The sequence below is a fragment of the Stenotrophomonas sp. GD04145 genome, from assembly GCF_029835135.1.
Taxonomy (GTDB): domain Bacteria; phylum Pseudomonadota; class Gammaproteobacteria; order Xanthomonadales; family Xanthomonadaceae; genus Stenotrophomonas; species Stenotrophomonas maltophilia_P.
This window is the reverse complement of record NZ_JAODZG010000008.1, coordinates 1-26,063: the sequence shown is the minus strand read 5'-3', so window position 1 is coordinate 26,063 and position 26,063 is coordinate 1. Positions and strand designations below refer to the sequence as shown.

Here is a 26,063-nt window from a genome sequence, read left to right as displayed (position 1 = left end):
TCTAGCCTTCCGATGCGCCCCACGCACCCGTAGGAACTGACGGAAGCATTGTCCTGCAAGCCTCTTGGAGACATTTCAGATCTGTTGCGGTGCAAGATGCCGGATCCGGGACGTGCTGCTAACGTCCGCTCTGACCAGCGGTGTCATCACGCTGAAACAGCCGCAGCACCAGACCTTTGGGAGAGGGGAAAGGCATGCAGTCTCGGAACCACCAAAAAAAGACACCGGTTACCTTGCTCGCTATGGCCGTCGGACTGGCCCTGGCAGCCAATGCGACCGCCCAGCAGCAGAGCAGCGCCGCCGGCGCCACGGACCTGGATACGGTCACCGTCACCGGCTACCGCGCCAGCGTGGAGAAGGCGCTGGACATCAAGCGTGGCGAGGCCGGCGTGGTCGACGCCATCGTCGCCGAGGACATCGGCAAGTTCCCGGATCTGAACCTGGCCGAGTCGTTGCAGCGCATCCCGGGTGTGGTCATCACCCGCGAGGCCGGCGAGGGCCGCAACATCTCGGTGCGCGGCCTCGGCCCGGATTTCACCCGCGTGCGCATCAACGGCATGGAGGCGCTGACCACCGTCGGCGCCGGTGACCAGAGCGGTGGTACCAACCGCGGCCGTGGCTTCGACTTCAATGTCTTCGCCTCCGACCTGTTCTCGCAGCTGGTGGTGCGCAAGACCGCTTCGGCCGATGTCGAAGAAGGCTCGCTGGGCGCCACCGTCGATCTGCGCACGGCGCGGCCGTTCGACTATGACGGCTTCACCTTCGCCGCCAGCGGCCAGGCCGGCTACAACGCGATGGCGGAGAAGGCCGACCCGCGCATGGCCGCGCTGGTGTCGAACATCTTCGCCGACGGTACGTTCGGCGCCCTGCTGTCGGTGGCCTACTCCGAGCGCCAGGCGCTGGAGGAGGGCTCCAACACGGGCCGCTGGGCCAACGGCCCGAGCAACGGCAACTTCAGTGCCTCGTCCCCGTTCACCGCCGCGCGCAGTGCCGACGTCTACCACCCGCGCTTCCCGCGCTACGTGCAGATGGAACATGAGCAGAAGCGCCTGGGCGTGACCGGTACGCTGCAGTGGAAGCCCAGCGACGCGACCGAGATCTCGCTGGACGCGCTGTACTCGAAAATCGATGCCACCCGCGACGAGCATTACATCGAGGCGATTTCCTTCAGCCGCGGTGCCAACACCAGCCAGCCACGCCTGGCCGGCAAGCCGTCGATGATCGTCAGGAACGGCGTCATCGAGAACAACGCGCTGGTCTACGGTGAGTTCGACAACGTCGACATCCGCAGCGAGAACCGCCACGACGAGTGGAGCACCGAGTTCAAGCAGATCAGCCTCAACGGCCAGCACCGCTTCAGCGACGACTTCACCCTGTCCGGCAAGCTGGGGGTCTCACGGTCCCGGCATGAGAACCCGGTGCAGACCACCATCATCATGGACAAGTACGACGTCGACGGCTACAGCTACGACTACCGGGGCAACAACCGCTCGCCGATCCTCAACTACGGCATCGATCCCACCGATCCCAACGGCTGGGAACTGGCGGAGATCCGCCTGCGACCGCAGTACGTGGACAATGATTTCGATACCGGCCAGATCGACTTCAACTGGAACATCAGCCCCGGCTTCCGCCTCAAGGGTGGCGTGCTGGCCAAGGACTACACGTTCAAGACCACCGAACTGCGCCGTGGCAGCGAGCTGGCCGTGCCCACCTTCGCCGATGGCAGCAGGATCGTTCCGGTGGACATGACCACGCAGGCCGGCCTGAAGGGCATCAGCGGCAGTCCCTCGAACTGGGTGGTGCCGGATCTGGACGCCGTCGCCGATCAGTTCGACATCTACAGCAACAGCGGCATCTACGCCGTCGCACCGCGCGCCAACAACGTGCGCAGCGTGGAAGAGAAGGATCGCGGTGCCTACCTGATGGGTGAGTTCTCCACCGAGATCGGCTCGCTGCCGCTGTCCGGCAACGTCGGCGTACGCTATGTGCGCACCAAGCAGTCCTCCACCGGGCTGTCGACGCTGGCCAGTGGCACCACGTCCACCACCGCCACCCGCACCTACGACGACACCCTGCCCTCGTTCAACCTGGTTGCCGAAGTCACCCCCGATTTCCTGATCCGCCTGGGTGCGGCCAAGGTGATGACCCGACCCGGCCTGGGCAGCCTGACGCCAGGTGCCACTGTGGCCGTGGCTGGTGGCGCACGCACCATCTCCAGCGGCAACCCCAACCTGGATCCGACCCGCGCGACCAATGTCGATCTGAGTTTCGAGTGGTACTTCGCCGAAGGCGCCATGGCCGGCCTTGGCCTGTTCTACAAGGACATCGAAACCTCCGTACAGACGCTGCGCGAGAATCGGCCGTACACCGACAGCGGCCTGCCTGCCGAACTGCTGATCGGCACCGGCGCATCGCCGACCGATGAGTTCACCTTCACCCGTCCGGTCAACACCCCGGGTGGCGAGCTGTTCGGCGCAGAAGCGAACTACACCCAGCCCTTCACCTTCCTGCCGGGCAAGTGGGCCAACCTCGGTCTGCAGCTGAACTACACCTGGGTGGATTCGAAGATCCAGTACATCAACTCGGCCGGTCAGCCGGTGATGAAGAACGATCTGCTGGGCCTGTCCAACACCTCGTGGAACGCGACCCTGTTCTACGAAGGCACCACCTTCTCCGGGCGCATCTCGGCCACCAACCGCGATGACTACCTGACCCAGGTGCCGGGCCAGGAAACCGGCTTCAATCTGGACGGTTACCACGGCATGACCGGTACCACGGTCATCGATGCGTCGATCCGTTACCGGATCAGTGACCAACTGGAACTGAGCCTGGAAGGCGTGAACCTGACCAACGAAGCGTCCGATGAGTGGGTGTATTCGCCCGCGACCGGCCGCCTGCCGTTGCAGTACACCGAGACCGGCCGTCAGTTCCTGCTCGGCGTGCGCTACAAGTTCTGAGCAGCGCCGGCGATGCGCCGACCGGTGCATCGCCGTTCGCCACGACCGCTGCTGCGCCGCAAGGTGCCGTGGCGGCGTGGCCTTGCTACGGTCCGGCGGCCCTACGCCGGCTGTCGCCCGTTGAAAGGAAACATCTGATGCCGCATCGCTCGACCCTGTCCCGCTGCCTGCTGCTGGCAGTGGCCCTGGCTGCTGGCCCTGCGACAGCTGCCGATGGCCCAACCCTGCTGTTCCACGTCGACGCCAACCAGGGCCTGCAGGCTGCCGTGGCGCACGGCGAGGCGATACCGAACTTCCGCGACAGGGTGGCGGTGGTCGATGACGGTGTACGCGGCAAGGCCATCCAATGGCAGGACGATGGCGTCCTGGCGTGGGATGCACCGGGCAACATCCTGGCCCAGCGCGGCACCCTGGCCTTCGATTGGCGGGCGCGGTACGCGGTGGGCGAAGCCCCGTTCGTGATCTTCCGCGTCGGCTATGCCGATCACAGCAGCTGGGACATGGCGTGGCTGCGCATCGACTGGAACGGCCACGGTTTCGATGCGTTCGTCACCGATGCCAATCTTGCCCGCACCCGCGTCTCGTTCCGCATGGACACGCCGCCACGCGCGGACCAGTGGCTGCACCTGGCCTTCGCCTGGGACGAGGACCAGGGTGTACGCCTGTTCATCGACGGACGCGAAGTGGCCCGCGCGCAGACCACCGGCGACTACGATGCCGCGCTGGACCAGCTTGGCCTGGCCGGTCGGGTGATGGCACCGTACCAGGTACAGAGCCGTTACAACTTCCTGCGCGGCAGCGATTTCCAGCACATCCGCATCTACGACCGCATGCTCGATGCGCCGGCCGTGGCGGCGCTGGCCCGTGGGGTCACGCCCACCACCGCCGAGGTTCCCGAGGCAGGCCTGCGTGCCTGGCGCCATCGCTTCGGCTGGGACGGCGCCGCACCACCGGCGCTGACCGCGCCGACCACCCGCATCCGCAAGGTCGAATTCGCCGACACCCGCGATCTGAAGGCGTGGATGTGGAAGGCCACCGACGGCATCGCCGAGACCACATGGCCCGGCGTCTACAACCGCTCGCGGCTGCCCGGACGCAACGACTACTTCCAGCTGCCGGACTGGAACACCTACGTGGAAGGTGGAAAGCACCTGGACCTGACGCTGCCGGACGGCGAGACGGTCAACCGCATCGAGATCCGCGGTGCGGCCTTCGGCACGCTGGCCCATGGCAGCGACGCCGCGCACGCCACCCGCACCCTGTTCACCCGCCCGCGCGGCGTGGTGCGCAGCGTCGATCCGATCCCGTCCCTCAGCGGCGGCGTGCTGCGCTTCAGCAACGTCGAGCAGGAAACGCCGATCCAGGAAATCTGGGCCTACGCCGTGAGCGAGGGCAGCGAGCCGGACGGCACGGTCAAGCAGACCTACACGATCGACAGCCAGGCGCTGCCTGACTACACCAATCTGGATGCCCTGCGCCGCTACATCGACGGTCGCTACCCCGAGGCCGAACGCAGCACGGTGATGGCGCTGCCCAAGGGGGCCGGCTCACGCCGCCGCGATGCCGGTACCCTGCCCGCGCAGCCGCGCCCGATCGTGCACGTGCTCATTCCTTCCGGGGTAGGCGATGCGCCGCCCGACCAGCCGCTGATCCGCAGCTGGGCCTACAGCTGGGAGAACATGCACGACGGCCTGGACGGCGTTGCCATCGATCTTCCCGCGCTGGATCTGGCGGCCACGCATGAAGGCCTGATTCCGCTCAACATCCGCATCAAGGACCCGATCTGGCCGGCGCGCGACATGATCGACGTGTCGGTCTCGGTGCAGCCGGGACAGAAGCGCACCCTGTGGCTGGACCTGCGCGACCGCATCCTCACCCCTGACAGCCTGTGGTTGAGCATCGCCTCGGCCGCGCCCGGCTTCGATGCCCGGGCGCTCGATGGCGCGCAGATCCGGCTGGTGTTCAAGCCGCGCGCCGAAGCGCTGAAGGAGCACGTGGCCGACCGCTTCAACCAGGTGCGCGACAACTGGGGATTCCTGGTGGAGGAGCACACCACCTCCAAGCGACAGCGCCTGTATGCGCGCGTCTACGCCGACCTGAGCGACCTGCTGCGGGTCGATCCGGACCACGCACTGGGGCGGCAGTACTGGAACTACATCAGCTACAACAGCCAGGGCCGGCCGCCCTACTCCGCACCGGTGGTGCCCGCCGGTGTGCCGGCCTGGGCCTTCCACCAGGTGCAGGACCTCGCACAGGTGCGTCGCTTCGTCGACTGGTGGATCGACCATCGCCAGGTGCCCTACGGCGACTTCGGCGGCGGCATCTCCGATGATTCCGATCTCACCCAGCAGTGGCCGGGCCTGGCGCTGATGGGCGTGCAGCCGGACCGCCTCAATGCCTCGCTCACCGCCCTGTCCGATGCGGTGTATCGCAATGGCATGTTCAGCAACGGCCTGAGCACCATCGAAACCGATGAGCTGCATGCCTACGAAGAGGGCATCAACACCAACAGCGCGATGCTGTACCTCAACTGGGGCGATCCGCTGACGCTGGAACGGCTGATGGAGACGGTCAAGGCATTCGACGAGCGGATCATCCTGCCCAATCCGCAGGGACACCTGCTGTTCTCCAGCAACTGGTTCGGCGGCAACAGGATCTACCGCGAACCGAACTGGCAATGGCAGAAGCCTTATTCGTTCCCGGTGCTGCACCCCGCGTTCCTGCTGGGCCAGTACAACGCCGATCCCACCGGGCGCCGGCTGGTGACCGGCCTGGCCGACAGCTACCTCGCCCATGCCGGCACGGACGCGAAAGGACGCTTCACCCTGCCCAACGAGATCCACTGGGCCACCGGCGCCACCCGCGGCGGTGAACTCAACGACGGTTCCGGCGGCGGCGACACGCTGCATACCTTCTGGGCCGCCTGGCGCTGGACCGGCGATGCGAAGTACCTGCAGGCGCTGGACTATCGCGTGGCACGCGGGGGACCGGGCGCGCTGGCCAATCTCGGCGAGAACATCGTCGAGGTGCTGGGACGCCAGCAGGACTGGTATCCGCAGCTGACTGCCGAAGCCGACGCCGGAAAGACCGGTTTCGCCAGCCTGATGGCCTGGCAGGCCAGTGGTGACCTGAAGTACATCGATGCACTGCATGCCGAAGGACTGCAGGCAAAGGTGCTGCGGGCCTACATGAACACCGAGGGCCACTGGTGGTCCGATCGCGTGGAAGCACCCAGCGAGTTCCTGCAGCGTGCCCGGCTGGGGGGCATCGCGCTCAAGCGCAACCAGAGCTGGCCCGGGCATACGGTCAGCTGGCGCTTCGATCGCGACGGTGCCGCCGAACAGGTTGCACTGCTGGTGCACGCGCCCTCGCGCGAGCGCTTCACCATCACCAGCCACAATCTGGGTAACCGCACCATCAGTGCCGACATGACCGGCTGGAACGTTGCCAGCGGCACGTGGCGCATCCGTGCCGGCGTGGATGCCGATGGAGATGGACGCATCGATGGCACGCCGACGGAGCGCACGGTGCGGCTGGAAACCAGCAGCGCGGTGCCGATGCAGTTCCGTCCCGGGCGCACGGAACTGTTCGAGTTCGAGCGCGTTGTCGCCGACAGCCCGGTGGAAACACGCGCCGACCTGGGCGTCGGCCGCGGTGATGTGCAGGTGGACGGCCAGCGTGTGCGGGTGACCGTGCACAGCCTGGGCCACGTGGCCACCGGCGCGGGCGTGGCGATCCTGGAAGACACCACGGGCCGTGAGATCGCGCGTACCGATGTGCCCGCGATGGCGGCACCCGATGACCTGGAACCGAAGACCACCCACGTGACACTGATGATCCCCGCCGGTCATCGGGGTGGCCTGCGCGTGCGCGTGGCCCTCGCTGACGGTGGCGAGGAAGTGACCCTGCTCAACAACGTCGTGGAGGTGCCGCGCTGAACGCGGCGGCCGGCGCGGGCTATGCCGCGTCGGTCTCCATCCGCTTCACCCGTCGCTGGTACCAGTCATCGCCCAGCGGCTCGAACACCGCGCTGCGCTCCATCACGCCCTGGTAGACGTGCAGCGACACGGCCACGTCGGCATCGCTGGCATTGCGCAGCGTGTGGTATTCATGCGGGGGAATCAGGCTGCCGGCGCTGCCGCGCTGGCCGTACAGCGTCGGCTGCGCGGCAAAGCGGTGGCGAGTGCCCTTCCGCTCCAGCAGCGCATACGGCGTGACCAGCAGTTCGCCCTGCCAGACGCCTTCCACGCACCACATCGCATCGTGATCGTGCAGCGGCGTACCCTGCCCCGGGCCCCAACACATGGCGATGACGCTGTACCCCAGGGTCCGGCTGCGGTGCAGTTCACGACGTGCGTAGTGACCACGCACCGGTCGCCGTACACACGGCGGCAGCTGTATCGAAGGATCGGTGATGGCATCACGCAGCACGCGCTGCAGGCCCTCGGTGATCGCGTGCGGATCCGCCAGTGCTACCGCACCATCAATGGCGGCAAGCAGGCGCTCCCGGCCGGCGAACGGCAGTGGCGTGAACGTGTCTCCCATGACCCGACTCTAGCCGAGCGGAGTTAACAGAATGTTTGTGCTGCGGTGTCATCACTGCGTGCCGCGCTGCACGAAAGGCACTTTTCCGTAGAGCGCGCGCTCGCCTGCGCGCGGATCGTCAACCGCGCGACTGGTGCGATCGAACAGCATTGTCCGCCGTTGCGGCAGCGTATAAGGGGCCCATTGCGACAATCCGGCGTGATTGGGGTCGCCGCTGCGGGCGAAGGCGATCAAGGCCTCGCTCATGGTCGCCGCCAGCGCACGCGCATCATCGCCCCCCCCGGTGCGCGCGCCCGGCAGCCCTGCGTTGTCAAAGACCAGCGGGATGTCCAGCGTATGGAAAGCACGCAGGCGCCCCTCCTCCACCGGCGACCCCCAGTCCAGCTGGTACGCCCAGGTCGGTGCTGCGCCCGCGGGCTGGCGCGCCCGCGCTTCCAGTTCCTCCACCGCTCCGCGCCAGCTGCGGCCAGCCGTGGTTGCAGCAAAAAACACTTCGGACGGCGTGTAGTGCGGATACAGGCGGCGATACTCGGCGATCACGGTCTCCGGCCGCAGATCGACGAACTGCTGTCGTTCGAGCTGTGCCGGCAATGTTTCCCAGGTCAGGGCGAAGTTGGCGGGATCGTTGCCGAGGAACGCGCGGGTCTCGTCGCGGGTGTTGCCGATCACCATCGGAATCGCCGCCGACTGCTGCGGCGCCTGTGGCCAGAACGGATGCACCGGCAGCACCACATCGTCCAGCACCGGGCCGAAGTACAGCGACGTGCTTTCCACGCGCGAGGGATCACGCGCACGGGTGGCTTCCAGCAATACGTCGACCGGCAGGTCCAGCAGGGCCTGCACATCACGTGCAGCAACGGCCTGCATCGCGATCGCAGCGCGCTGCGCGGCCGCGCGCGGTCCGGCAGCGGTGACCTGCTGGCCACTCATCGTCCACGCGCGGTGGAACAGCCCTCGGGCCGCAGGCATCGCCATCAGCGTGGCGATCTTGGCGCCCCCGCCGGACTGCCCGAACACCGTGACGTTCGCCGCGTCGCCACCGAAGACCGCCGCGTGCTGCCGCACCCACTGCAGCGCCTGTACCAGGTCGAGCTGGCCGACGTTGCCCGAGGCGGCGTAGCGCGGATCGCCCAACGCCCCCAGGTAGAGATAGCCGAACGTGTTCAGGCGATGATTGAGGGTGACCACCACCACATCGCCGCGGCGGCACAGCGCAGCGCCGTCGTACAGCGGATCACTGCCGGACCCGTTGTTGAATCCACCGCCGTGCACGTACACCAGCACCGGCCTGCGTCCACCGTCGCCGAGCGCGGGCGTCCACACATTGAGGAACAGGCAGTCCTCGCTGCCGGGCCCTTCACTGCCGCCCTGCGGTGCGGCCGGACCGTACTCCAGTGCATCGGCGATGCCGCGCCAGGCAGCTTCATGCCGCGGCGGCTGGAAGCGGTGTTGAGCGGTGTCGGCACCATAGCGGAGGCCACGGAACACCAGAACCCCGTGCTCGCGCTGGCCACGCACACGCCCGCCACGAACCCGGGCCAATGGCAGGCGGTCATCGCGGGCACCCGGCACGCCGGCCAGCGTTGGCAATGCAGTGAAGGCAGCCGTAGCGGACGCGGTGGCCAGGGCCCAGCGGGCGCTGTCACGCAGGAATCGCCGACGCTGCAGGTCGGCCGGCGCATCGTTCATCGCGCGTCCTCCGCAGGGCCCAGCCAGCGTTGCGCGAGCAGCGGCCAGAGTGCCAGCGTCGACCGCGCGGGAATGTCCATGCCAAAGCCGTGACCGCCATGGGCGAAGACATGCAGTTCGTGCTCGACACCCGCACCCGCCAGTGCCTGCGCCATGAGTTCACTGTTGCGCACCGACACCACGGCGTCGTCGGCGGCGTGGACCAGCAGCGTCGGCGGCATGTCGCCGCGTACCCGCTGCTGCATCGAATAGTCTGCCTGCAGCGAGGTACCCGGATGCTCGCCCAGCAGGCGGGCACGCGAGCCGCTGTGCGCATGCGCGCCCATGTCGATCACCGGGTAGACCAGCACGGCACGGCTCGGGCGGGCGCTCAGCCGGTCGAGGTCATCCCGTGCGGGATGGACGGCGATGTCGAAGCCGGTGGCCAGCCGCGCCGCGACGTGGCCGCCCGCCGAGAAGCCCATCACCGCCACATCGTTCGCGTCCAGTCCGCGCCGTCGCGCCTGGTCGCGCACCACCCGCAACGCGCGCTGCGCGTCGGCGAGCGCGGCCTGGCGGTCGCGCCCCGGCTGCGGCAGGCGGTAGCGCAGGACGAACAGGGTGTAGCCGGCGCCGTCCACCCAGAACGGAACCAGCGCGCTGCCCTCCTTGTCGATCACCACCCGCTGGTAGCCGCCGCCGGGGATCACCAGCAGGGCCCGGCCGTTCGGCCGGGCGGGTGCGTACACCTGCAGAGAGGGCGCGTCGATCTGGTCGGCGTAGCGGTCCGGGCGTGCAGGGTCCGCACTGCGCTCGACCACCCGCGTCGGACGTGCAGTGCCGGTTTCGCCCGGCACTGCGCCTGCCGGCCACAACGGCAGCTGCTCGCCGGGCAACGCCTGGGCCACACGCTCGCCTTCGCGCAACGACGTGTCGACCGCGCAGGCGGGCGCCGCCGGCAGCAGCAGGGACAGGCACAGCAACACGATGGGCAGACGCATGACTGACGGGGCTCCAACAGGACAGGACAGGGCGCTGGCGGCGTCGGCAAAGACGGCGTGATGCGCTGCCGCTTGCGTGATGACACCGGTTTACCATATACACGTCCTGCAGACGCTGTCGATAGGCAGCGCAACAACGCCAGAGGGAGACGTTCTTGAGCAACGAACACGGCACACATGGGCACACGCCGCCGGCCGATGCGGCCGCGATTGCCCAGGCCTTCACCACCGCACGCCTTGCGGGCCAGGCACTGGAGGCGTTCCCGGGCGACATCCCGGCGGACCTGGTCGCGGCCTACCAGGTCCAGGACCTGGCCATCGCCCGCTGGAACCAGCCGGTGGTCGGCTGGAAGGTCGGCTACATCGCTGCCGAACGCCGCGATGCGTCCGGGGACGAACGGCTGCTGGGGCCGATCTTCAAGCCTCAGCTCAAAAATGCTACCGGTGGAACAACGGATGTTCCGGTGTTCGTCGGCGGTTTCGCCGCGATCGAGGCCGAGTACGTGCTGGAACTGCTGGAGGATGCCCCCGCCGACCAGCTGCACTGGTCGCCGGAACAGGCTGAAGCGTTGCCGGCCCGCCTGTACCTCGGTGTCGAGGTTGCCAGCAGCCCGCTGGCAACGATCAACGAGCTGGGCCCGCGCGTGGTGGTATCCGACTTCGGCAACAACAACGGCCTCGTGCTGGGGCCGGAGATCGGCAACTGGACGTCCCTCGATGAGTCGGCGTTGCGCGCCGAGACCCTGATCGAGGGTGAAGTGGTCGGGGTCGGCGGCGCGAGCCGCCTGCCCGGTGGCCTGCGCGCAGCGTACGCGTTCGCGTTGTCCCGTTCCGCGCTTCGCGGCCGGCCCCTGCGGCGTGGCGACCTGATCGCCACCGGCAATGCGACCGGCATCCACGACATCCAGGCAGGACAAACGGCGCTGGTGCGCTTCGCCGGCTTCGGCGAGATTGCCTGCAGGGCCGTGCCGGCCGGGTAAGCCGCGGCACGATCCAGTGAACACGCGCGGGAGGGCGCAGATGATCACACGACGACATTTCCTGGCCGGTGGCGCCACTGCACTTGCCACTCCCCTGCTCGCCGCCTGTGGCCGCGGGCCGGGCCCTGACGCAGCCGGCGGCCAACTGCTGACGGCGACCGATGTGCACGTGGCCGATTACCCCACCGTGACAGCGGTGAAGTGGATCGGGGAGACCCTGCAGCGTGAGACCCAGGGACGCCTGCGTCTGCGCCAGTACCACTCGGGCCAGCTCGGCCGCGAGTCCGAAGCGATCGACATGGCCCGCTTCGGCGCCATCGACATCACCCGTGTCTATGCGGGCGCGCTGAACAACGCGTTTCCGCTGACCCAGGCGCTGTGCCTGCCCTACGTGTTCGAATCGGTGGCGCATCAGCGGGCAGCGCTTGATGGCGGCGTGGCCGATGCCGTGCTGCGCGGCTTCGAACGCCGCGACCTGGTCGGCCTGGCCATCTACGATTCCGGTGCGCGCTGCTTCTACAACACCCGGCATCCGATCACGCAGCCCGGTGACCTGCACGGGCTGAAGCTGCGCGTCGCATCATCGGACATCTTCATCCAGCTGATGCGGCTGCTCGGCGCCAACCCGACGCCGATGTCGCTGGGCGATACGTTCTCCGGCATGGAGACGCACATGATCGACGGTGCCGAGAACAACATGCGCAGCTTCCACTCCAGCCGTCACTTCGAGGCTGCGCACTACTGGTCGCAGAGCGATCACTCCTATGCACCGGACGTGCTGCTGATGTCACGCGCCAGTTTCGAGCGGCTGCAGCCGGATGACCGCCAGCTGCTGCTGGAGACCGCACGTGCGTCGGTGAAGGTGATGCGCGACCAGTGGGATGCCTCCGAGGATGCGGCACGACGCGCGGTGCTGGCGTACGGCGTGAAGGCCAACGAGGTCGACATGCCGGCGTTCCGCGCCGCCGCGCAGCCCCTGCTGCAGCAGTACCTGCAGCACGCGGAAATCGCCGCGCTGGTCGATCGCATCCGCGGTGCAGCCTGAGGACACAGCCATGACCGAAACGACGACATTTTCCCCACCCGGCCCCGGGCAGCGCCTGCTGGACCGCGTCGCCGACATTGCCATCTACACCGCCGTGGCGGCCCTGCTGGGGCTGGTGGTGGTTCAGGGCTGGCAGGTCTTCGCGCGCTATGTGATCAACGATTCCCCAAGCTGGACCGAGCCGGTGACCCTGCTGCTGCTCAGCACCGCGATGAGCCTGGGCGCGGCCTGTGGCGTGCACACCAACCGCCACTTCGGCTTCTTCCTGCTGCATGCCTACATGGCGCCGGCGCTGCGCCGCGCTGTGGACGTGCTGGTGCAACTGGTGGTGGCCGTGCTGGGCGCGTTCATCGCAGTGTGGTCGGCCGAGCTTCTTCTCGACGGCCTGGACATCAAGACCGCCGGTGCCGAGCTTCCGCAGAGCATCAACTACCTGCCGCTGGCGCTGGGCGGCGTGCTGATGGTGGTGTTCGCGCTGAACCGTGCGTGGAAGGCCACGCAGTCCACGCCGGCAGACGCTGCCGCCGATGACGCTGAAGGAGATCGTTGATCCATGGGTATCGCCATTCTGTTCTCGGTGTTCGCAGTGTTCCTGCTGCTGGGCGTGCCGGTGGCCTACGCGCTGGCTGCGGCCGCCCTTGCCACCCTGCTCTACCTGGACATCCCGTCCATCGTTCTGGTCCAGCAGATTTCGGCAGGTACCGGGTCTGCATCGCTGATCGCCATTCCACTGTTCATCTTCGCTGGCGAGATCATGATGCGCGGCGGCATCTCCGAGCGCCTGATCGCGCTGGCGTCCTCGCTGGTGGGGCGCTTGCGTGGTGGCCTGGGCCAGGTTTCGATCCTGTCTTCGCTGTTCTTCGGCGGCGTCTCCGGCTCGGCCATCGCGGATGTCTCGGCGGTGGGTGGCACGATGATTCCGCAGATGGTCAAGCGCGGCTATGACCGCGATTTCGCCGTCAATGTCAGCATCACCGCCGCCCTGGTCGCGCTGCTGGTTCCGCCCTCGCACAACCTGATCCTGTTCTCGGCCGCAGCCGGTGGCGGCCTCTCGATCGCCGATCTGTTCGCGGCCGGCATCGTTCCGGCACTGCTGATGACGCTGGCATTGATGATCACCGGCTACGTCGTCGCGCGCCGCCGCGGCTATGGCGTGGAGGTGTTCCCGGGCTGGCGCGCGGTGATGCTGCGGATGATCTCCGCCCTGCCCGGCCTCGGTCTGGTCGCGCTGATCTTCGTCGGCATCCGCGCTGGCATCTTCACTGCGGTGGAAAGCGCGGCGATCGCCGTGGTGTACGCACTGCTGGTGACCACGGTGCTGTACCGGCAACTGCGCTGGCGCGAGTTCTTCGCCACGGTCGTCCACGCCGCACGCAGCACCGGCGTGATCCTGTTCGTGATCGCCACCGCTGCGGTATTCGGCTGGCTGCTGGCCTACCTGCAGGTGCCGGCGGCGGCGGTGGATTTCCTGCAGTCCTTCGCGCACAGCCAGTTCATGGTGCTGCTGATGATCGTGGTGATGCTGTTGCTGCTGGGAACCTTCATGGACCTGGCACCGATGATCCTGATCTGCACGCCGATCTTCCTGCCGGTGGCGCGCGCGTACGGCATCGATCCGATCCACTTCGGGCTGGTGCTGGTGCTGACCGGCGGCCTGGGCCTGGTGACACCGCCGGTGGGCTCGGTGCTGTTCATCGGTACCGCCATCGGCAAGATCAGCGTGGGCCAGAGCATGCGTACCATCTGGCCGTTCTGGTTCGCTGCGCTGGGCGTGCTGCTGGTGGTCACCTTCTTCCCTGCCCTGTCGCTGTGGCTGCCGGCCACGCTGCGCAGCTGAGCCGGAGACCGCTGCCATGCACCGTCCGCTTCGCCGCATCCCTGCCATGGCCCTGGCCAGCCTGCTTCTGGCCGCGCTTCCGGCGCTGGCCTCCGGCCCGGCCTCACCAACCTGGGCACGTGGGCTGGAGAACCAGCGCCAGGCCGATCTCGGCGACGGCACCTACCTGAACCCGGTGCTGGCCGGCGACCGCCCCGATCCGTCGGTACTGAAGGACGGACAGGACTACTACCTGACCCTGTCCTCCTTCGACGCCTATCCCGGCCTGCCGATCTGGCATTCGCGGGACCTGGTCAACTGGCAGCCGCTGGGTCATGCCATCACCCGCAACGTGGGTGCGATCTGGGCACCGGACATCGTCAAGCACCAGGGTCGCTACTTCATCTACTTCCCGGCCCGGACCGGCGAACACCGCAGCAACTTCGTGGTGTGGGCCGATGACATCCGCGGGCCGTGGAGCGATCCGATCGACATCGGCCTGGGCGGCTACATCGACCCCGGCCATGCGGTGGGCGAGGACGGCAAGCGCTACCTGTTCCTCAGCGGAGGCGACTATGTGCAGCTGGCCGATGACGGGCTGAGCGTGGTCGGCACACCGAAGCATGTCTACGACGGCTGGCGCTATCCGCAGAGCTGGGATGTGGAAGCCTATGCGCAGGAAGGACCGAAGATCCACTTCCGCGAGGGCTGGTACTACATGACCACCGCCGTGGGAGGCACCGCCGGCCCACCCACCGGGCACATGGTGATCACTGCGCGCTCGCGTTCCATCCATGGGCCCTGGCAGAACGCACCGAATAATCCGATCACGCGCACGCAGTCGGCGTCCGAGCCGTGGTGGTCACGCGGCCACGCGACGGTGGTCGAAGGCACCGACGGTCGCTGGTGGATGATGTATCACGGGTATGAGAACGGCTTCTGGACCCTGGGCCGGCAGACCCTGCTGGACCCGATCGAGTGGACGGACGATGGCTGGTTCGTTGCCAGGGGCGGTGACCTCGGCCAACCGCTGCGCAAGCCTTCCGGAAGCGCCCTGGCACCGCACGGCATGGCGCTTTCGGATGATTTCCGCGGCGGCAGGCTCGGGCCACAGTGGGCGTTCTTCAACCCGGGCAGTGACGAGTACCGGCGCCTGCGCTTCAGCGGCGATGGGCTGGTGATGCAGGGCAAGGGCAGTGCGCCGCGCGATGCGTCTCCGCTGACCACCATCGCCGGCGATCCGGCCTACCAGTTCGAGGTGGAGCTGGAGGTAGCGCCGGGCGCAGTCGGGGGCGCGCTGCTGTTCTACAGCGACCGTCTTTATGTGGGCGTGGGCAGCAACGGCGAGCAGTTCATCATGCACCGCTACGGCGAGGAACGCCCTGCCCGGCTTGCGCCCAGCGAGCGCGGCGGGCGGCTCTGGCTGCGCGTCACCAACAACCGCCATATCGTCACCTTCCATACCAGCAGCGACGGCCGGACCTGGCAGAAGTACCCGGTTCAGATGGAAACCTCGGGTTACCATCACAATGTGGCTGGTAAGTTTCTCGCCCTGAAGCCGGCGCTGTACGCTGCCGGTGACGGTGCGGTGACCTTCCGCAGCTTCCGCTACCGCGCGCTGGACTGAGTGCGCGGCCGGAAATCCCCCGACTTACCTGGTCCATTACATGTCAGTGCGCAACAAGAATGATGCCGCCACGCCGGCATTGGCCAAAGGCAAGGCAGCCACGATCAACGACATCGCGCGACTGTCCGGAGTGTCCAAGAAAACGGTTTCAAGGATCATCAACAACTCACCGCTGGTGCGCAAGGACACGCGCGACAAGGTAGAGGCCCTGATGCGCGAGGTGGGCTATACGCCCGATCCGCTGGCGCGCGGCCTGGCCTTCCGTCGATCCTTCCTGATCGGCATGGTCTACGACAACCCCACCGCCCAGTACATCGTGGACATGCAGTACGGTGCACTCGACGCGCTGCGCGGTTCCAGCTTCGAGCTGGTCGTGCACCCCTGCGACAGCCGCAGCCCGGGCTACATCGACGGCGTGCGCCGCTTCGTGCAGCAGCAGAAGCTGCATGGGGTGATCCTGGTACCGCGTGCCTCCGAGGACCAGGCGCTGGCGGACATGCTGGATGAGATCGGCTGCCGCTTCACCCGCGTGGCCGCGCTGCCGCTGGACGAGAGTTCGCAGATGGTGGTCACCCACGATCGTGACGGCGCCGCCGAAGCGGCCGACTACCTGCTCTCGCTGGGCCACCGCGACATCGCCCTGGTGACCGGGCCCAGCGCCTATCGTTCGGCGCACGAGCGTACCGCCGGCTTCATCGATGCGCTGTCGCAGCGTGGCATCGAGCTGCCCAAGGACCGCATCATCGAGGCGGGCTACACCTTTGAATCGGGCGTGGCCGCCGCCGAGAAGCTGCTGCTGGGCAAGCGCCGGCCGACCGCGATCTTCACCGGGAACGATGAAATGGCGGCGGGCATCTACAAGGTGGCGCTGCGTGCAGGCATCAACATCCCGCGCCAGCTGTCCATCATCGGCTACGACGACAGCCCGCTGGCCTCGCGCCTGTGGCCGTCGCTGACCTCGGTACGGCGCCATACCCGCGATACCGGCCGCACCGCTGCGGCGATGCTGATCCAGCCCGACGGCCAGCCGGCGCTGCAGATCGCCAGCGTGCGCCCGCACCTGATCGTGCGCGACTCCTGCCAGCCGCCGGAGGACTGATCCGGCGGGGATCAGTCCGGTAGCCCGCAGGCCTGCCTGCGACTCCGTTGAAGCCGCCTCACCTTGCCGCGACCGTTGAGCGCTATCGTGCGGCGCAAAATGACACCGGTTACCAACGTCGCTAGAATCCCCCTGAACCGTGCCGGGGCCGAATGATCGGCCCGCCCCCTGCTCTGGAGATGCCATGTACTGCAAGACCCACTACGCCACCCATCCCGACGCCATCAAGGGCGCCAGCAACGACCAGCTGCGCGAGCTGTACCTGCTCGACGGCCTGTTCAACCCCGGCCAGGTGACGCTGAAGTACACCCACTACGAGCGCTTCGTACTCGGTGGCGCGGCGCCCCTGGATGCGCCGCTGGCGCTGCCGGTGCAGACCGAACCGGCGTCGGCCGCCGGCCATCCGTTCCTGGAGCGTCGCGAGCTGGGCGTGATCAACGTCGGCAGCGGTACCGGTACGGTCACCGTCGACGGCACCGTCTACACGCTGGGCCCGAAGGATGGCCTGTACGTGGCGATGGGCAGCAAGGACGTCGTGTTCGCCTCGCAGGACGCCGCCAACCCCGCTCAGTTCTACCTGGCCTCGACCCCGGCCCATGCGCGCTTTGAAACCAAGCAGCTGTCGATCAAGGACGCGGTAGCGCTGGACCGCGGCGCGCTGGAGACCAGCAACGAGCGCACCATCTACCAGTACATCGTGCCGGCCACCTGCCAGTCCTCGCAGCTGCTGCTGGGCCTGACCGTGCTCAAGCCCGGCAGCGTGTGGAACACCATGCCGCCGCACCTGCATGACCGCCGCAGCGAGGTCTATTTCTACTTCGACCTGGGCGACAACGACCGCGTGTACCACTTCATGGGCGAACCGGACGCGCAGCGCCACATCGTCATCCAGAACAACGAAGCCGTGGTATCGCCGCCGTGGTCGATCCACATGGGTGCCGGTACCAGCAACTACGCCTTCATCTGGGCGATGGGCGGCGAGAACCTGGATTACACCGACATGCACGTGCTGGACATCTGCCAGCTCAAGTAAGTCCTGCCTGGCCGCCGCGCACGCGTGCCGGTGGCCGTTCGCCTGCATTACGCACACCTCTACCAAGGAACGCACACGCAATGGCCAATCCCTTCAGCCTGGAAGGCAAAGTCGCTCTGGTAACCGGTGGTAATACCGGTCTGGGCCAAGGTATCGCGGTTGCGCTGGCCACCGCCGGCGCCGATGTCGCCGTGGCCGGCATCGCGCCGCCCACCGAAACCATCGAGAAGATCACCGCGCTCGGCCGACGCTGCCTGGCGGTGGAAGCCAACCTGATCAGCATCGAGCCGGTCGAGCGCGTGGTGCGCGAAACCATCGAGGGACTGGGTGGCCTGGATATCCTGGTCAACAATGCCGGCCTGATCCGCCGCGCCGACGCGGTGGAGTTCAGCGAACAGGACTGGGATGACGTGATGAACGTCAACATCAAGTCGGCGTTCTTCATCTCGCAGGCGGCGGGCCGTCATTTCATCGCCCAGGGCAGCGGCAAGATCATCAACATCGCCTCGATGCTGTCGTTCCAGGGCGGCATCCGGGTGCCGTCGTACACCGCCAGCAAGAGTGGCATCGCCGGCATCACCCGCCTGCTGGCCAACGAATGGGCCGGCAAGGGCGTCAACATCAACGCGATCGCGCCGGGCTACATGGCCACGGACAACACGGCGGCCCTACGTGCCGATGCCGACCGCAACAAGGCGATCCTGGATCGCATTCCGGCCGGCCGTTGGGGCACACCGGAGGATCTGGCCGGCGCGGCGGTGTTCCTGGCATCCAGCGCATCGGATTACATCAACGGCGCCGTGCTGCCGGTCGATGGTGGCTGGTTGGCGCGCTGAGGCACACCGGTCTGTAGAGCCGAGCCCATGCTCGGCTGTCGCGCTCTGATCGAAAAACAGCCGAGCATGGCTCGGCTCTACAGGAGTGCCGCGATGCGAAGGCTGTTGCTGTTGTTGCTGCTGTCGTGCACCACCGCGCAGGCGGCGCCGGTGCGGGTGTTCATCGCCGGTGACTCCACCGCGGCCGAGTACGGTCCCGAGCGCGCGCCGCAGGCGGGCTGGGGCCAGGCCCTGCAGAGCTACCTCGATCCGGCGCGGTTCGAAGTGCGCAACCACGCCCGGGGAGGCCGCAGCACGCGCAGCTTCATCGATGAAGGCCGCCTGGATGCGATCGCCACCGAGCTGCGCCGTGGCGACGTGCTGCTGATCCAGTTCGGCCATAACGACGCCAAGTTCGAAGATCCCACGCGCTATACCGATCCGGACAGCGACTATCCGCGCCTGCTGATGCGTTACGTGCAGGTGGCGCGCGACAAGGGCGCCACGCCGGTGCTGGTCACGCCGGTGGCGCGGCTGCTGTATGACTTCGGTTCGCTGCTGGATACGCATGCGCGTTACACACAGGCGATGCAGCAGCTGGCCGCGCGCGAACGCGTGACCCTGATCGAACTCAACGACCGCAGCACGCGCTGGATACGCGCGCTGGGCGAACGGGGTGCACGCCCCTACTTCCTGTTCGTGCCCGAGCAGGGCAAGGCCGACGGCACCCACTTCAGCGTGGCCGGCGCCAACGCCGTCGCCTGCCTGGTGCTGCGCGAGTGGGTGGTGCTGCAGCCGGGACTGGAAGACGCACTCGTGCGCGACATCGACTGTGACGTGAGCGCGGCGGCGGGGCAGGGCGGGCAACCGGCGCAGCCCTCGCGCGTGGTCCATGAGCATGACATCGCCATCCGCCAGCCCGGCCCGCATGGTGGCGCCGGGCCGACCACGGCCTATCCGTTCTTCGCCGGAGAGAAGGACCTGCCGTTCGTGCTGCGCAAGCGCGTGCTGCACAAGGGTGCAGGCATCGGCCTGCATCCGCAGCACAAGGACGAGATCTACTACATCGTCAGCGGACGGGGCAGCTACGTGCTGGACGGCACGCAGTACGACGTCAGCGCAGGCAATGCCCTGCTGACGCGCAAAGGCAGTTTGCATGCACTGCAGCAGGTGGGTGACGAGGATCTGGTGCTGCTGCTGGCATACCCGCGCTGACCCGCGGAGCCGGGCGTGGAGCCGGGCGTGGAGCCGGCCCTACGGATGCCCCTGCCGCATCACACGTCGCCGCCGTCGGCCCAGCCTTCGCCGGTTCCCTTCTGGAACACGCGGTCGTCGGCCTGCACGTCACCGGCCGGCAGGTGCTGCTGCTCGGCCAGCGAGGCATAGATCGGGGTGAAGTCCGGCGACGTCGCCTGCATCAGCTGCTCGAAGCTGTCGATGACGAAGTAGGTCTTCTGGAAGGTATCGATGCGGTAGCGCGTGCGCATGATGCGCTGCAGGTCGAAGCCGATGCGGTTGGGCGCGGCCGATTCCAGCGAGTACAGCGATTCGCCCTTTGACGAGACGATACCGGCGCCGTAGATGCGCAGGCCATCCGGGGTATCGATCAGGCCGAACTCCACCGTGTACCAGTACAGGCGCGTGAGGTTCTGCAGTGCCTCCGGACCGATGGCGTGGGCTTTGACACCGCCACGGCCGTAGGCCTCCATGTAATCGGCAAACACCGGATTCATCAGCAGCGGCACATGGCCGAACAGATCGTGGAACAGGTCCGGCTCGGCGATGTAGTCGATCTGGTCGGGGCGACGGATCCACCACGTGACCGGGAAGCGGCGGTTGGCCAGGTGGTCGAAGAAGTCCAGCTCCGGCAGCAGCCCCTCCACGCCCACCAGCGTCCAGCCGGTGGCTGCGCCGAGTACTTCATTCAGCTGGTCGAAGCGCGGAATCATGTGCGCGCTCATGCCCATCTCGTCCTGCGCGTCCAGGAACTCCCGGCACGCACGGCCGACCAGCAGTTCGCGCTGGCGCTGGTACAGCGTGCTCCACGTCGCATGGTCATCGGCGCTGTAGGTATCCCACGGCTGCTCGACGAGCGCGGTGGTGTACACCGGCACGTAGCCCTTGTCGGTCTGCTGGTGTTCGACGCGGCGGGGCTGGGCGGGATCCATGGGACGCTCCTTGAAGGGATGTCCACGATGCTAGGGCAGGGCGGGCGCAACAGGGTTGCAAAAGTTGCGCGGAATAACCTTGCTGGCGCAATATCCTTGCGTACTTACCATGTTGCGGGGCAACAATGGCCGGAGAAGTCCAGTTCGATCGCACGGATATACGCCTGCTGGCCGAAATCCAGCGGGATGGTCGCGCCACCAATGCCGAGCTCGCGGCCCGGGTGAACCTCTCCCCCTCCGCCTGCCTGCGCCGCCTGCAGCGGCTGGAGAGCGAGGGTGTGATCGTCGGCTATGGCGCGCGCCTGGAACCCCGGCAGCTGCGGCTGGGCCTGCAGGCGTTCGTGCGGGTGCAACTGGAAAAGCACGACCAGGCGGCCATCGCGCATTTCGTGGACAGCGTGCAGGGCTGGGATGAAGTGGTGGCCTGCCATGCGCTCACCGGCGACATGGATTACCTGTTGCACGTCTACGTGCGCGACCTCGAGCACTTCTCGCGCTTCCTGCTGGACCGCCTGCTCAATGCCGGTGGCGTGGCCGATGCCAATTCCAGCTTCGTGCTGCGCACGGTGAAGGGCTTCCAGGCGTTGCCACTGTCGCAGCTGGAACCCTGAGCACCGGTCAGCGCGGGCGAGGGCTCAGCACTTGTCCTTGCGCCCCATCAGCCTGCCCAGCCGCGAGGTCTCCTCGCACTTCGGCGCGGCGACCGGCGGCGGTGCCAGCGCGGCGGCGCGCGCCTTCTGCAGCTGCTGGATCTTCGCGCGGATCTGCGGCATCGCGGCCATCGCCGCCTTTTCTCCCTCCAGGATCGCGGTCCCGCGCTGGCTGAAATCAGCCGCACCGATATCCAGCACGCGCGGGCGGATCACGATGTCGGCGCGGGCCAGTTCCTGCTCGCCCAGGCGCTGGCCCATGATCGCGATCGACTGGTTGACGATGCCGAGCATGTCAGTCGGTGCCTTGCCACTGGCCTTGCTGGAGATGTCCACGGCGATCACGAAGTCGGCACCGAGCTGGCGCGCGGCATCGACCGGCACCGGGCTGACCACGCCGCCATCGACGTAGTTGCGTCCGCCGATCTTCACCGGCTCGAACACGCCGGGGATGCTGCTGGACGCACGGACGGCCTGGCCCACGTTGCCGCGCACGAAGATCGCGCGTTCGCCGGTTTCGAGCTGGGTGGCGACGGCGGCGAACGGCTTCTTCAGGCGCTCTGCCGGACGGTTGGCGACCTGCTCGTTGACGTAGTCCTGCAGCTTCTGGCCCTGCACCAGCCCGCCGGAGAACAGGCGCACGTCGCGGATGCTGGCTTCATCCAGCGCGACGGCCCGGCTCTGCATCTGGAACGCATCCATGCCGCTGGCGTACAACGCGCCGACCACACTGCCGGCGCTGGTGCCGGACACCACCACCGGCTCGAAGCCATTAGCCTCGAGCATCTTGATCACGCCGATGTGGGCAAAGCCCTTGGCCGCGCCGCCGCCCAGCGCGATGCCGATCTTCACCGGCTTGGCCTGCGGCACCACGGTCGGCGCCGGCGGCGGCGCCGGACGCACCGGATCGCCACCGCAACCGGCCAGCAGGCCAAGCAGGGCAACGGACAGCAGCACGCGGGGACGGAACAGGCTCATCGGCAATGCGCTCGCGGCGCCGGATTCAGGGAAGGGCGCCAGCATACCGAAGCCACGGCGGGCCGGGCAGGGCAGGACGACGCCCTATTCATGGACCGCCATGGATAGCGCCGGGCATGGCCTGGCGGGCAGTTCAGGGCCGCTGCGCTCGCCGGGCATGGCCCGGCGCTACCCGTGGGCGATCAGAACCGGTTGTCGCCGTCGAGGATGCGGCCGATGCCGCCCAGCACCGAGCCTTCGCCGCGGTTCTGCCCACCTCCCTGCGGCGCGGCCATCCACATCCGGCCGGCCAGGCGCGAGAACGGCAGCGATTGCAGCCAGACCTTGCCCGGTCCGGTCAGGGTTGCCAGGAACACGCCCTCGCCACCGAACACCATGCTCTTGATGCCACTGACCCGGCGCACGTCCATGTCCACCGTCGGGTGGTAGGCGACCACGCAGCCGGTATCGACGTCCAGGCGCTCGCCGGCGGCCAGTTCGCGCTCGACCACACAGCCTCCGGCGTGGATGAACACCCAGCCATCGCCTTCCAGCTTCTGCATGATGAAGCCTTCGCCGCCGAACAGGCCGGTCATGATCTTGCGCTGGAACTGCACGCCGATCTGCACACCGCGCGCCCCCGCCAGGAAGCTGTCCTTCTGGCAGACCAGGCGGCCGCCGTGCTGGTCCAGCTTCATGGCCAGCACGGTGCCGGGGTAGGGCGCGGCGAACGCCACCTTGGCCTTGCCCTGCCCGGTATGCGTATAGAGCGTGGCGAACAGGCTCTCGCCGGTCAGCACGCGTTTGCCGGCCGACATCAGCTTGTCCATGATGCCGCCGCCCTGGCCGCTGTGCGTGCCGTCGCCGAACACCGTATCCATCTGCACCGAGGCGTCCTTGAACATCAGCGCGCCGGCTTCGGCGATGGCGCTCTCGCCGGGATCCAGCTCGATCTCCACGAACTGCATCTCATGGCCGACGATGCGGAAGTCGATGTCGTCGGCCCGGCCCCGCGCAGGCCCGCCCGGCACGGGTGGCGGCGTGTTGGGCATGCCTGGGGCGGGCGCCTGCAGCTCGGGCACCTCGGCGATGGCGGTCCAGCCGCTCATGCCCTGGCACCAGGCCAGCGCGCGGGGGTTGGCCTGCGCGTAGCGGCGCGCGGCTTCGTCATCGAGCGGCCCGATGCGGTCGGCCTGGGCGGAGGAATGGAAGTACCACTGGGTCATGGCGGTGCGCCGGGTCGGGGTGGAAAAGCCCGAGTCTAGCGACCCTCCCCGGTGGCCCGCGACCGCGCCATGAACAGCGGCCATTTGCGGCGCAGGTGCTGTATTGCAACAATTATCTGGTAGCGCCGTTTTACCACCCCTCCAAACACAGCCTACCGCCATGTCCCCGACCCGCACTTCCCGCGGCCGTATTCCGGTCGCGCGCCCCCTCGTTGCCGCTCTCTCCGCCCTGCTGCCGCTGGTTGCAGCCGCCCAGGAAACCCCCGCCGCCAAGGATCCGGTCGCGCTCGATACCCTGCAGGTGACGGCCCAGCGCCGCGTCGAGAATGCCAAGGACGTGCCGGTCGCGATCACCGCGATCCAGGGCGAGAAGCTCGATGTGCTCGGCTCGGCCGGCGACGACATCCGCTTCCTGGCCGCGCGCGTACCCAGCCTCAACATCGAATCGTCCTATGGCCGTGCCTTCCCGCGCTTCTACATGCGCGGCCTCGGCAACACCGACTTCGACCTCAATGCCTCGCAGCCGGTCTCGCTGGTGTACGACGACGTGGTGCAGGAAAGCCCGCTGCTGAAGGGCTTCCCGTTGTTCGACCTGGCCAACGTGGAAGTGCTGCGTGGGCCGCAGGGCACCCTGTTCGGCCGCAACACGCCGGCCGGCGTGGTCAAGTTCGATTCGGCGCGTCCGTCCCAGGATGCCGATGGCTACGTCCGCGTCGGCTACGGCAGCTACAACAGCTGGAACGTGCAGGGCGCCTACGGCGGCCCGCTGACCGACCGCTGGTCGGCACGCGTTTCGGCGATCTACCAGCGCCGCGACGACTGGGTCGACAACACCCGCGTCGGCGCGCCCAACAGTGGTTTTGAAGGCTATGACGAGGCTGCCGGCCGCGTGCAGTTCCTGTACGAGGGCGACGATTTCGAGGCCCTGTTCAACCTGCACAAGCGCAAGCTCAACGGCACCGCCCGCCTGTTCCGCGCCAACATCATCCAGAAGGGCAGCAACGCGCTGGTCGAGAACTTCGACCGCGACAAGGTGGCCAACGACGGCGTGAACTTCTCCGACCTGGAAACCTGGGGCGGCAGCGCGCGCCTGCAGTGGAACCTCGGCTCGGTGACCTTGCACTCCATCACCGGTTACGAGACTGCCGAATCGCTCAACCGCGGCGATATCGACGGTGGCTACGGTGCTTCGTTCCTCGGCGCCGGCAATTATGGCCCGGGCTTCATTCCGTTCCCGTCCGAATCGGCCGATGGCCTGCCGCACCACCGCCAGTGGACCCAGGAATTCCGCGTGGAATCCAATGAGTGGGGCCGCTTCGACTGGCAGGCCGGTGTCTTCTACTTCGATGAAGACGTCACCATCGACAGCTTCAACTACGACTCGCTGACGCCGGGCAATCCGCAGACCGGCCATGCCGTGCAGAGCCAGCGCAACAAGGCGTGGGCGGTGTTCGCATCGGGCGACTTCGATGTCACCGACCGCTTCAAGCTGCGCGCCGGCGTGCGCTACACGCAGGACAAGAAGGACTTCACCGCGCGCGTGCTGCAGGCCGTGCAGGGCGGCACCCCGGTGAGCGGGCCGTACCTGGCCAACACCGACGTCGATGACGTCAGCTGGGATGTCAGCGGTGTGTACAAGCTGACCGACAACGTCAATGCGTATGCGCGCGTGGCCAAGGGCTTCCGCGCACCGTCTATCCAGGGCCGTCTGGCCTTCGGTGGCGTGTCGCAGGCCGATTCCGAGAAGGTGATCTCGTACGAAGCCGGCATCAAGGCCGACCTGTTCGATCGCCGCGCCCGCCTGGGGTTCAGCGTGTTCCGCTACGACGTCGACGGCCAGCAGCTGATCGCGGTCGGCGGCAGCAACAATACCGCCACCCTGCTCAACGCCGACAAGACCATCGGCCAGGGCGTGGAGCTGGACCTGGAGGCCTACCTGGCCGACAACGTCCTGCTGACCCTGGGCAGCAGCTACAACGATACCGAGATCAAGGACGGAAACCTGGCCGTTGCGATCTGCGGCGGTGGCTGCACCATCACTGATCCGACCACGGTCATCAACGGCGGCACCTACGCCCTGGTCAACGGCAATCCGCTGCCGCAGGCGCCTAAGTGGATCCACAACATGACCCTGCGCGTGGGCTTCCCGCTCACCGATGGCAGCGAGCTGTACGCCTACACCGACTGGGCCTACCGCAGCCCGGTGAACTTCTTCATCTACGAGTCGCCGGAGTTCCGCAGCCGCAGTTCGCTGGAAGGCGGCCTGCGCCTGGGTTACAACTGGGAGTACGGCCAGTACGACGTGGCGGTGTTCGGTCGCAACCTCACCAACCAGACCCGCGTGGTCGGTGCGATCGACTTCAACAACCTGACCGGCTTCCTCAACGAGCCGCGGACCTGGGGCGTGGAGTTCACCGCGAAGTTCTGATGCGGTCGCTGTACTGACGCACTGCAGAAGGGCCGGCGCAATGCC

Annotated in this window: 19 protein-coding genes; 13 read left to right on the top strand and 6 right to left on the bottom strand. The window is 67.4% G+C overall.

Features of this window, described 5'->3' with window-relative positions; genetic code table 11:
- The first annotated feature begins 194 nt into the window (after positions 1-194).
- Positions 195-2,960 (top strand): TonB-dependent receptor, encoded by a 2,766-nt coding sequence (locus N7367_RS06495; protein WP_279942007.1) that lies wholly within the window; start codon positions 195-197, stop codon positions 2,958-2,960.
- A gap of 137 nt (positions 2,961-3,097) precedes the next feature.
- Positions 3,098-6,898: a LamG-like jellyroll fold domain-containing protein gene (locus N7367_RS06490; protein WP_279942006.1), complete on the top strand. Its 3,801-nt coding sequence runs from the start codon at positions 3,098-3,100 to the stop codon at positions 6,896-6,898.
- A gap of 19 nt (positions 6,899-6,917) precedes the next feature.
- On the opposite strand, the gene N7367_RS06485 is transcribed toward N7367_RS06490, so the two are convergent.
- From N7367_RS06485 to N7367_RS06475, 3 genes are read right to left on the bottom strand one after another with little or no spacing between them, the layout of a single operon-like run.
- On the bottom strand, positions 6,918-7,505 hold the full coding sequence (locus N7367_RS06485) for a cysteine dioxygenase family protein (RefSeq protein WP_053516003.1): 588 nt from the start codon (positions 7,503-7,505) through the stop codon (positions 6,918-6,920).
- A 51-nt stretch (positions 7,506-7,556) separates the two neighbouring features.
- Positions 7,557-9,194 carry a carboxylesterase family protein gene (locus N7367_RS06480; protein ID WP_279942004.1) on the bottom strand — a complete coding sequence of 546 codons (1,638 nt, stop codon included), beginning with the start codon at positions 9,192-9,194 and terminating at the stop codon, positions 7,557-7,559.
- Entirely contained in the window at positions 9,191-10,156 is a 966-nt protein-coding gene (locus N7367_RS06475) for an alpha/beta hydrolase (RefSeq protein ID WP_279942050.1), read from the bottom strand. Before N7367_RS06475 ends, N7367_RS06480 begins: the two co-directional genes overlap by 4 nt.
- A gap of 173 nt (positions 10,157-10,329) precedes the next feature.
- Between N7367_RS06475 and N7367_RS06470 the strand changes: the two genes are divergently transcribed.
- From N7367_RS06470 to N7367_RS06430, 9 genes are all read left to right on the top strand, one after another.
- Positions 10,330-11,154 carry a 2-keto-4-pentenoate hydratase gene (locus tag N7367_RS06470; RefSeq protein WP_053516007.1) on the top strand — a complete coding sequence of 275 codons (825 nt, stop codon included), beginning with the start codon at positions 10,330-10,332 and terminating at the stop codon, positions 11,152-11,154.
- Positions 11,155-11,194: 40 nt separating this feature from the next.
- A complete protein-coding gene (locus N7367_RS06465; RefSeq protein ID WP_065182105.1) occupies positions 11,195-12,199 on the top strand; it encodes a TRAP transporter substrate-binding protein in 1,005 nt (334 codons plus the stop codon).
- A 10-nt stretch (positions 12,200-12,209) separates the two neighbouring features.
- Positions 12,210-12,749: a TRAP transporter small permease gene (locus N7367_RS06460; protein WP_053516012.1), complete on the top strand. Its 540-nt coding sequence runs from the start codon at positions 12,210-12,212 to the stop codon at positions 12,747-12,749.
- Between the two features lie 3 nt (positions 12,750-12,752).
- On the top strand, positions 12,753-14,036 hold the full coding sequence (locus N7367_RS06455; protein ID WP_053516013.1) for a TRAP transporter large permease: 1,284 nt from the start codon (positions 12,753-12,755) through the stop codon (positions 14,034-14,036).
- A gap of 46 nt (positions 14,037-14,082) precedes the next feature.
- Positions 14,083-15,642, top strand: coding sequence for a family 43 glycosylhydrolase (locus N7367_RS06450; protein WP_279942049.1), 1,560 nt, complete (start codon positions 14,083-14,085; stop codon positions 15,640-15,642).
- 40 nt (positions 15,643-15,682) lie between these two features.
- Positions 15,683-16,741 (top strand): LacI family DNA-binding transcriptional regulator, encoded by a 1,059-nt coding sequence (locus tag N7367_RS06445; protein WP_053516017.1) that lies wholly within the window; start codon positions 15,683-15,685, stop codon positions 16,739-16,741.
- Between the two features lie 184 nt (positions 16,742-16,925).
- Complete coding sequence (kduI, locus tag N7367_RS06440) at positions 16,926-17,774, top strand: 5-dehydro-4-deoxy-D-glucuronate isomerase (RefSeq protein WP_053516019.1); 849 nt, start codon at positions 16,926-16,928, stop codon at positions 17,772-17,774.
- Between the two features lie 80 nt (positions 17,775-17,854).
- On the top strand, positions 17,855-18,610 hold the full coding sequence (gene kduD, locus N7367_RS06435; protein WP_053516021.1) for a 2-dehydro-3-deoxy-D-gluconate 5-dehydrogenase KduD: 756 nt from the start codon (positions 17,855-17,857) through the stop codon (positions 18,608-18,610).
- 93 nt (positions 18,611-18,703) lie between these two features.
- Positions 18,704-19,804 carry a GDSL-type esterase/lipase family protein gene (locus N7367_RS06430; RefSeq protein ID WP_279942003.1) on the top strand — a complete coding sequence of 367 codons (1,101 nt, stop codon included), beginning with the start codon at positions 18,704-18,706 and terminating at the stop codon, positions 19,802-19,804.
- A 59-nt stretch (positions 19,805-19,863) separates the two neighbouring features.
- Here N7367_RS06430 and phhA read toward each other — a convergent pair whose 3' ends face one another.
- Positions 19,864-20,757 carry a phenylalanine 4-monooxygenase gene (phhA, locus tag N7367_RS06425; protein ID WP_053516024.1) on the bottom strand — a complete coding sequence of 298 codons (894 nt, stop codon included), beginning with the start codon at positions 20,755-20,757 and terminating at the stop codon, positions 19,864-19,866.
- A 125-nt stretch (positions 20,758-20,882) separates the two neighbouring features.
- On the opposite strand from phhA, the gene N7367_RS06420 reads away from it, so the two are divergent.
- A complete protein-coding gene (locus tag N7367_RS06420) occupies positions 20,883-21,368 on the top strand; it encodes an Lrp/AsnC family transcriptional regulator (RefSeq protein WP_053516027.1) in 486 nt (161 codons plus the stop codon).
- Between the two features lie 24 nt (positions 21,369-21,392).
- Here the strand turns inward: N7367_RS06420 and N7367_RS06415 are convergent, their stop codons facing one another.
- Positions 21,393-22,385: a patatin-like phospholipase family protein gene (locus N7367_RS06415; RefSeq protein WP_065174096.1), complete on the bottom strand. Its 993-nt coding sequence runs from the start codon at positions 22,383-22,385 to the stop codon at positions 21,393-21,395.
- A gap of 182 nt (positions 22,386-22,567) precedes the next feature.
- Positions 22,568-23,590, bottom strand: a complete 1,023-nt coding sequence (locus N7367_RS06410; protein ID WP_053516031.1) for a TIGR00266 family protein — start codon at positions 23,588-23,590, stop codon at positions 22,568-22,570.
- 160 nt (positions 23,591-23,750) lie between these two features.
- On the opposite strand from N7367_RS06410, the gene N7367_RS06405 reads away from it, so the two are divergent.
- Complete coding sequence (locus tag N7367_RS06405) at positions 23,751-26,018, top strand: TonB-dependent receptor (RefSeq protein WP_193395692.1); 2,268 nt, start codon at positions 23,751-23,753, stop codon at positions 26,016-26,018.
- Positions 26,019-26,063 lie beyond the last annotated feature (45 nt).

Coding starts and splice junctions, on each gene's coding strand:
- N7367_RS06495 (WP_279942007.1), top strand. CDS start 195: ATGCAGTCTCGGAACCACCAAAAAAAGACACCGGTTACCTTGCTCGCT.
- N7367_RS06490 (WP_279942006.1), top strand. CDS start 3,098: ATGCCGCATCGCTCGACCCTGTCCCGCTGCCTGCTGCTGGCAGTGGCC.
- N7367_RS06485 (WP_053516003.1), bottom strand. CDS start 7,505: ATGGGAGACACGTTCACGCCACTGCCGTTCGCCGGCCGGGAGCGCCTG.
- N7367_RS06480 (WP_279942004.1), bottom strand. CDS start 9,194: ATGAACGATGCGCCGGCCGACCTGCAGCGTCGGCGATTCCTGCGTGAC.
- N7367_RS06465 (WP_065182105.1), top strand. CDS start 11,195: ATGATCACACGACGACATTTCCTGGCCGGTGGCGCCACTGCACTTGCC.
- N7367_RS06460 (WP_053516012.1), top strand. CDS start 12,210: ATGACCGAAACGACGACATTTTCCCCACCCGGCCCCGGGCAGCGCCTG.
- N7367_RS06455 (WP_053516013.1), top strand. CDS start 12,753: ATGGGTATCGCCATTCTGTTCTCGGTGTTCGCAGTGTTCCTGCTGCTG.
- N7367_RS06450 (WP_279942049.1), top strand. CDS start 14,083: ATGGCCCTGGCCAGCCTGCTTCTGGCCGCGCTTCCGGCGCTGGCCTCC.
- N7367_RS06445 (WP_053516017.1), top strand. CDS start 15,683: ATGTCAGTGCGCAACAAGAATGATGCCGCCACGCCGGCATTGGCCAAA.
- kduI (WP_053516019.1), top strand. CDS start 16,926: ATGTACTGCAAGACCCACTACGCCACCCATCCCGACGCCATCAAGGGC.
- kduD (WP_053516021.1), top strand. CDS start 17,855: ATGGCCAATCCCTTCAGCCTGGAAGGCAAAGTCGCTCTGGTAACCGGT.
- N7367_RS06430 (WP_279942003.1), top strand. CDS start 18,704: ATGCGAAGGCTGTTGCTGTTGTTGCTGCTGTCGTGCACCACCGCGCAG.
- phhA (WP_053516024.1), bottom strand. CDS start 20,757: ATGGATCCCGCCCAGCCCCGCCGCGTCGAACACCAGCAGACCGACAAG.
- N7367_RS06420 (WP_053516027.1), top strand. CDS start 20,883: ATGGCCGGAGAAGTCCAGTTCGATCGCACGGATATACGCCTGCTGGCC.
- N7367_RS06415 (WP_065174096.1), bottom strand. CDS start 22,385: ATGAGCCTGTTCCGTCCCCGCGTGCTGCTGTCCGTTGCCCTGCTTGGC.
- N7367_RS06410 (WP_053516031.1), bottom strand. CDS start 23,590: ATGACCCAGTGGTACTTCCATTCCTCCGCCCAGGCCGACCGCATCGGG.
- N7367_RS06405 (WP_193395692.1), top strand. CDS start 23,751: ATGTCCCCGACCCGCACTTCCCGCGGCCGTATTCCGGTCGCGCGCCCC.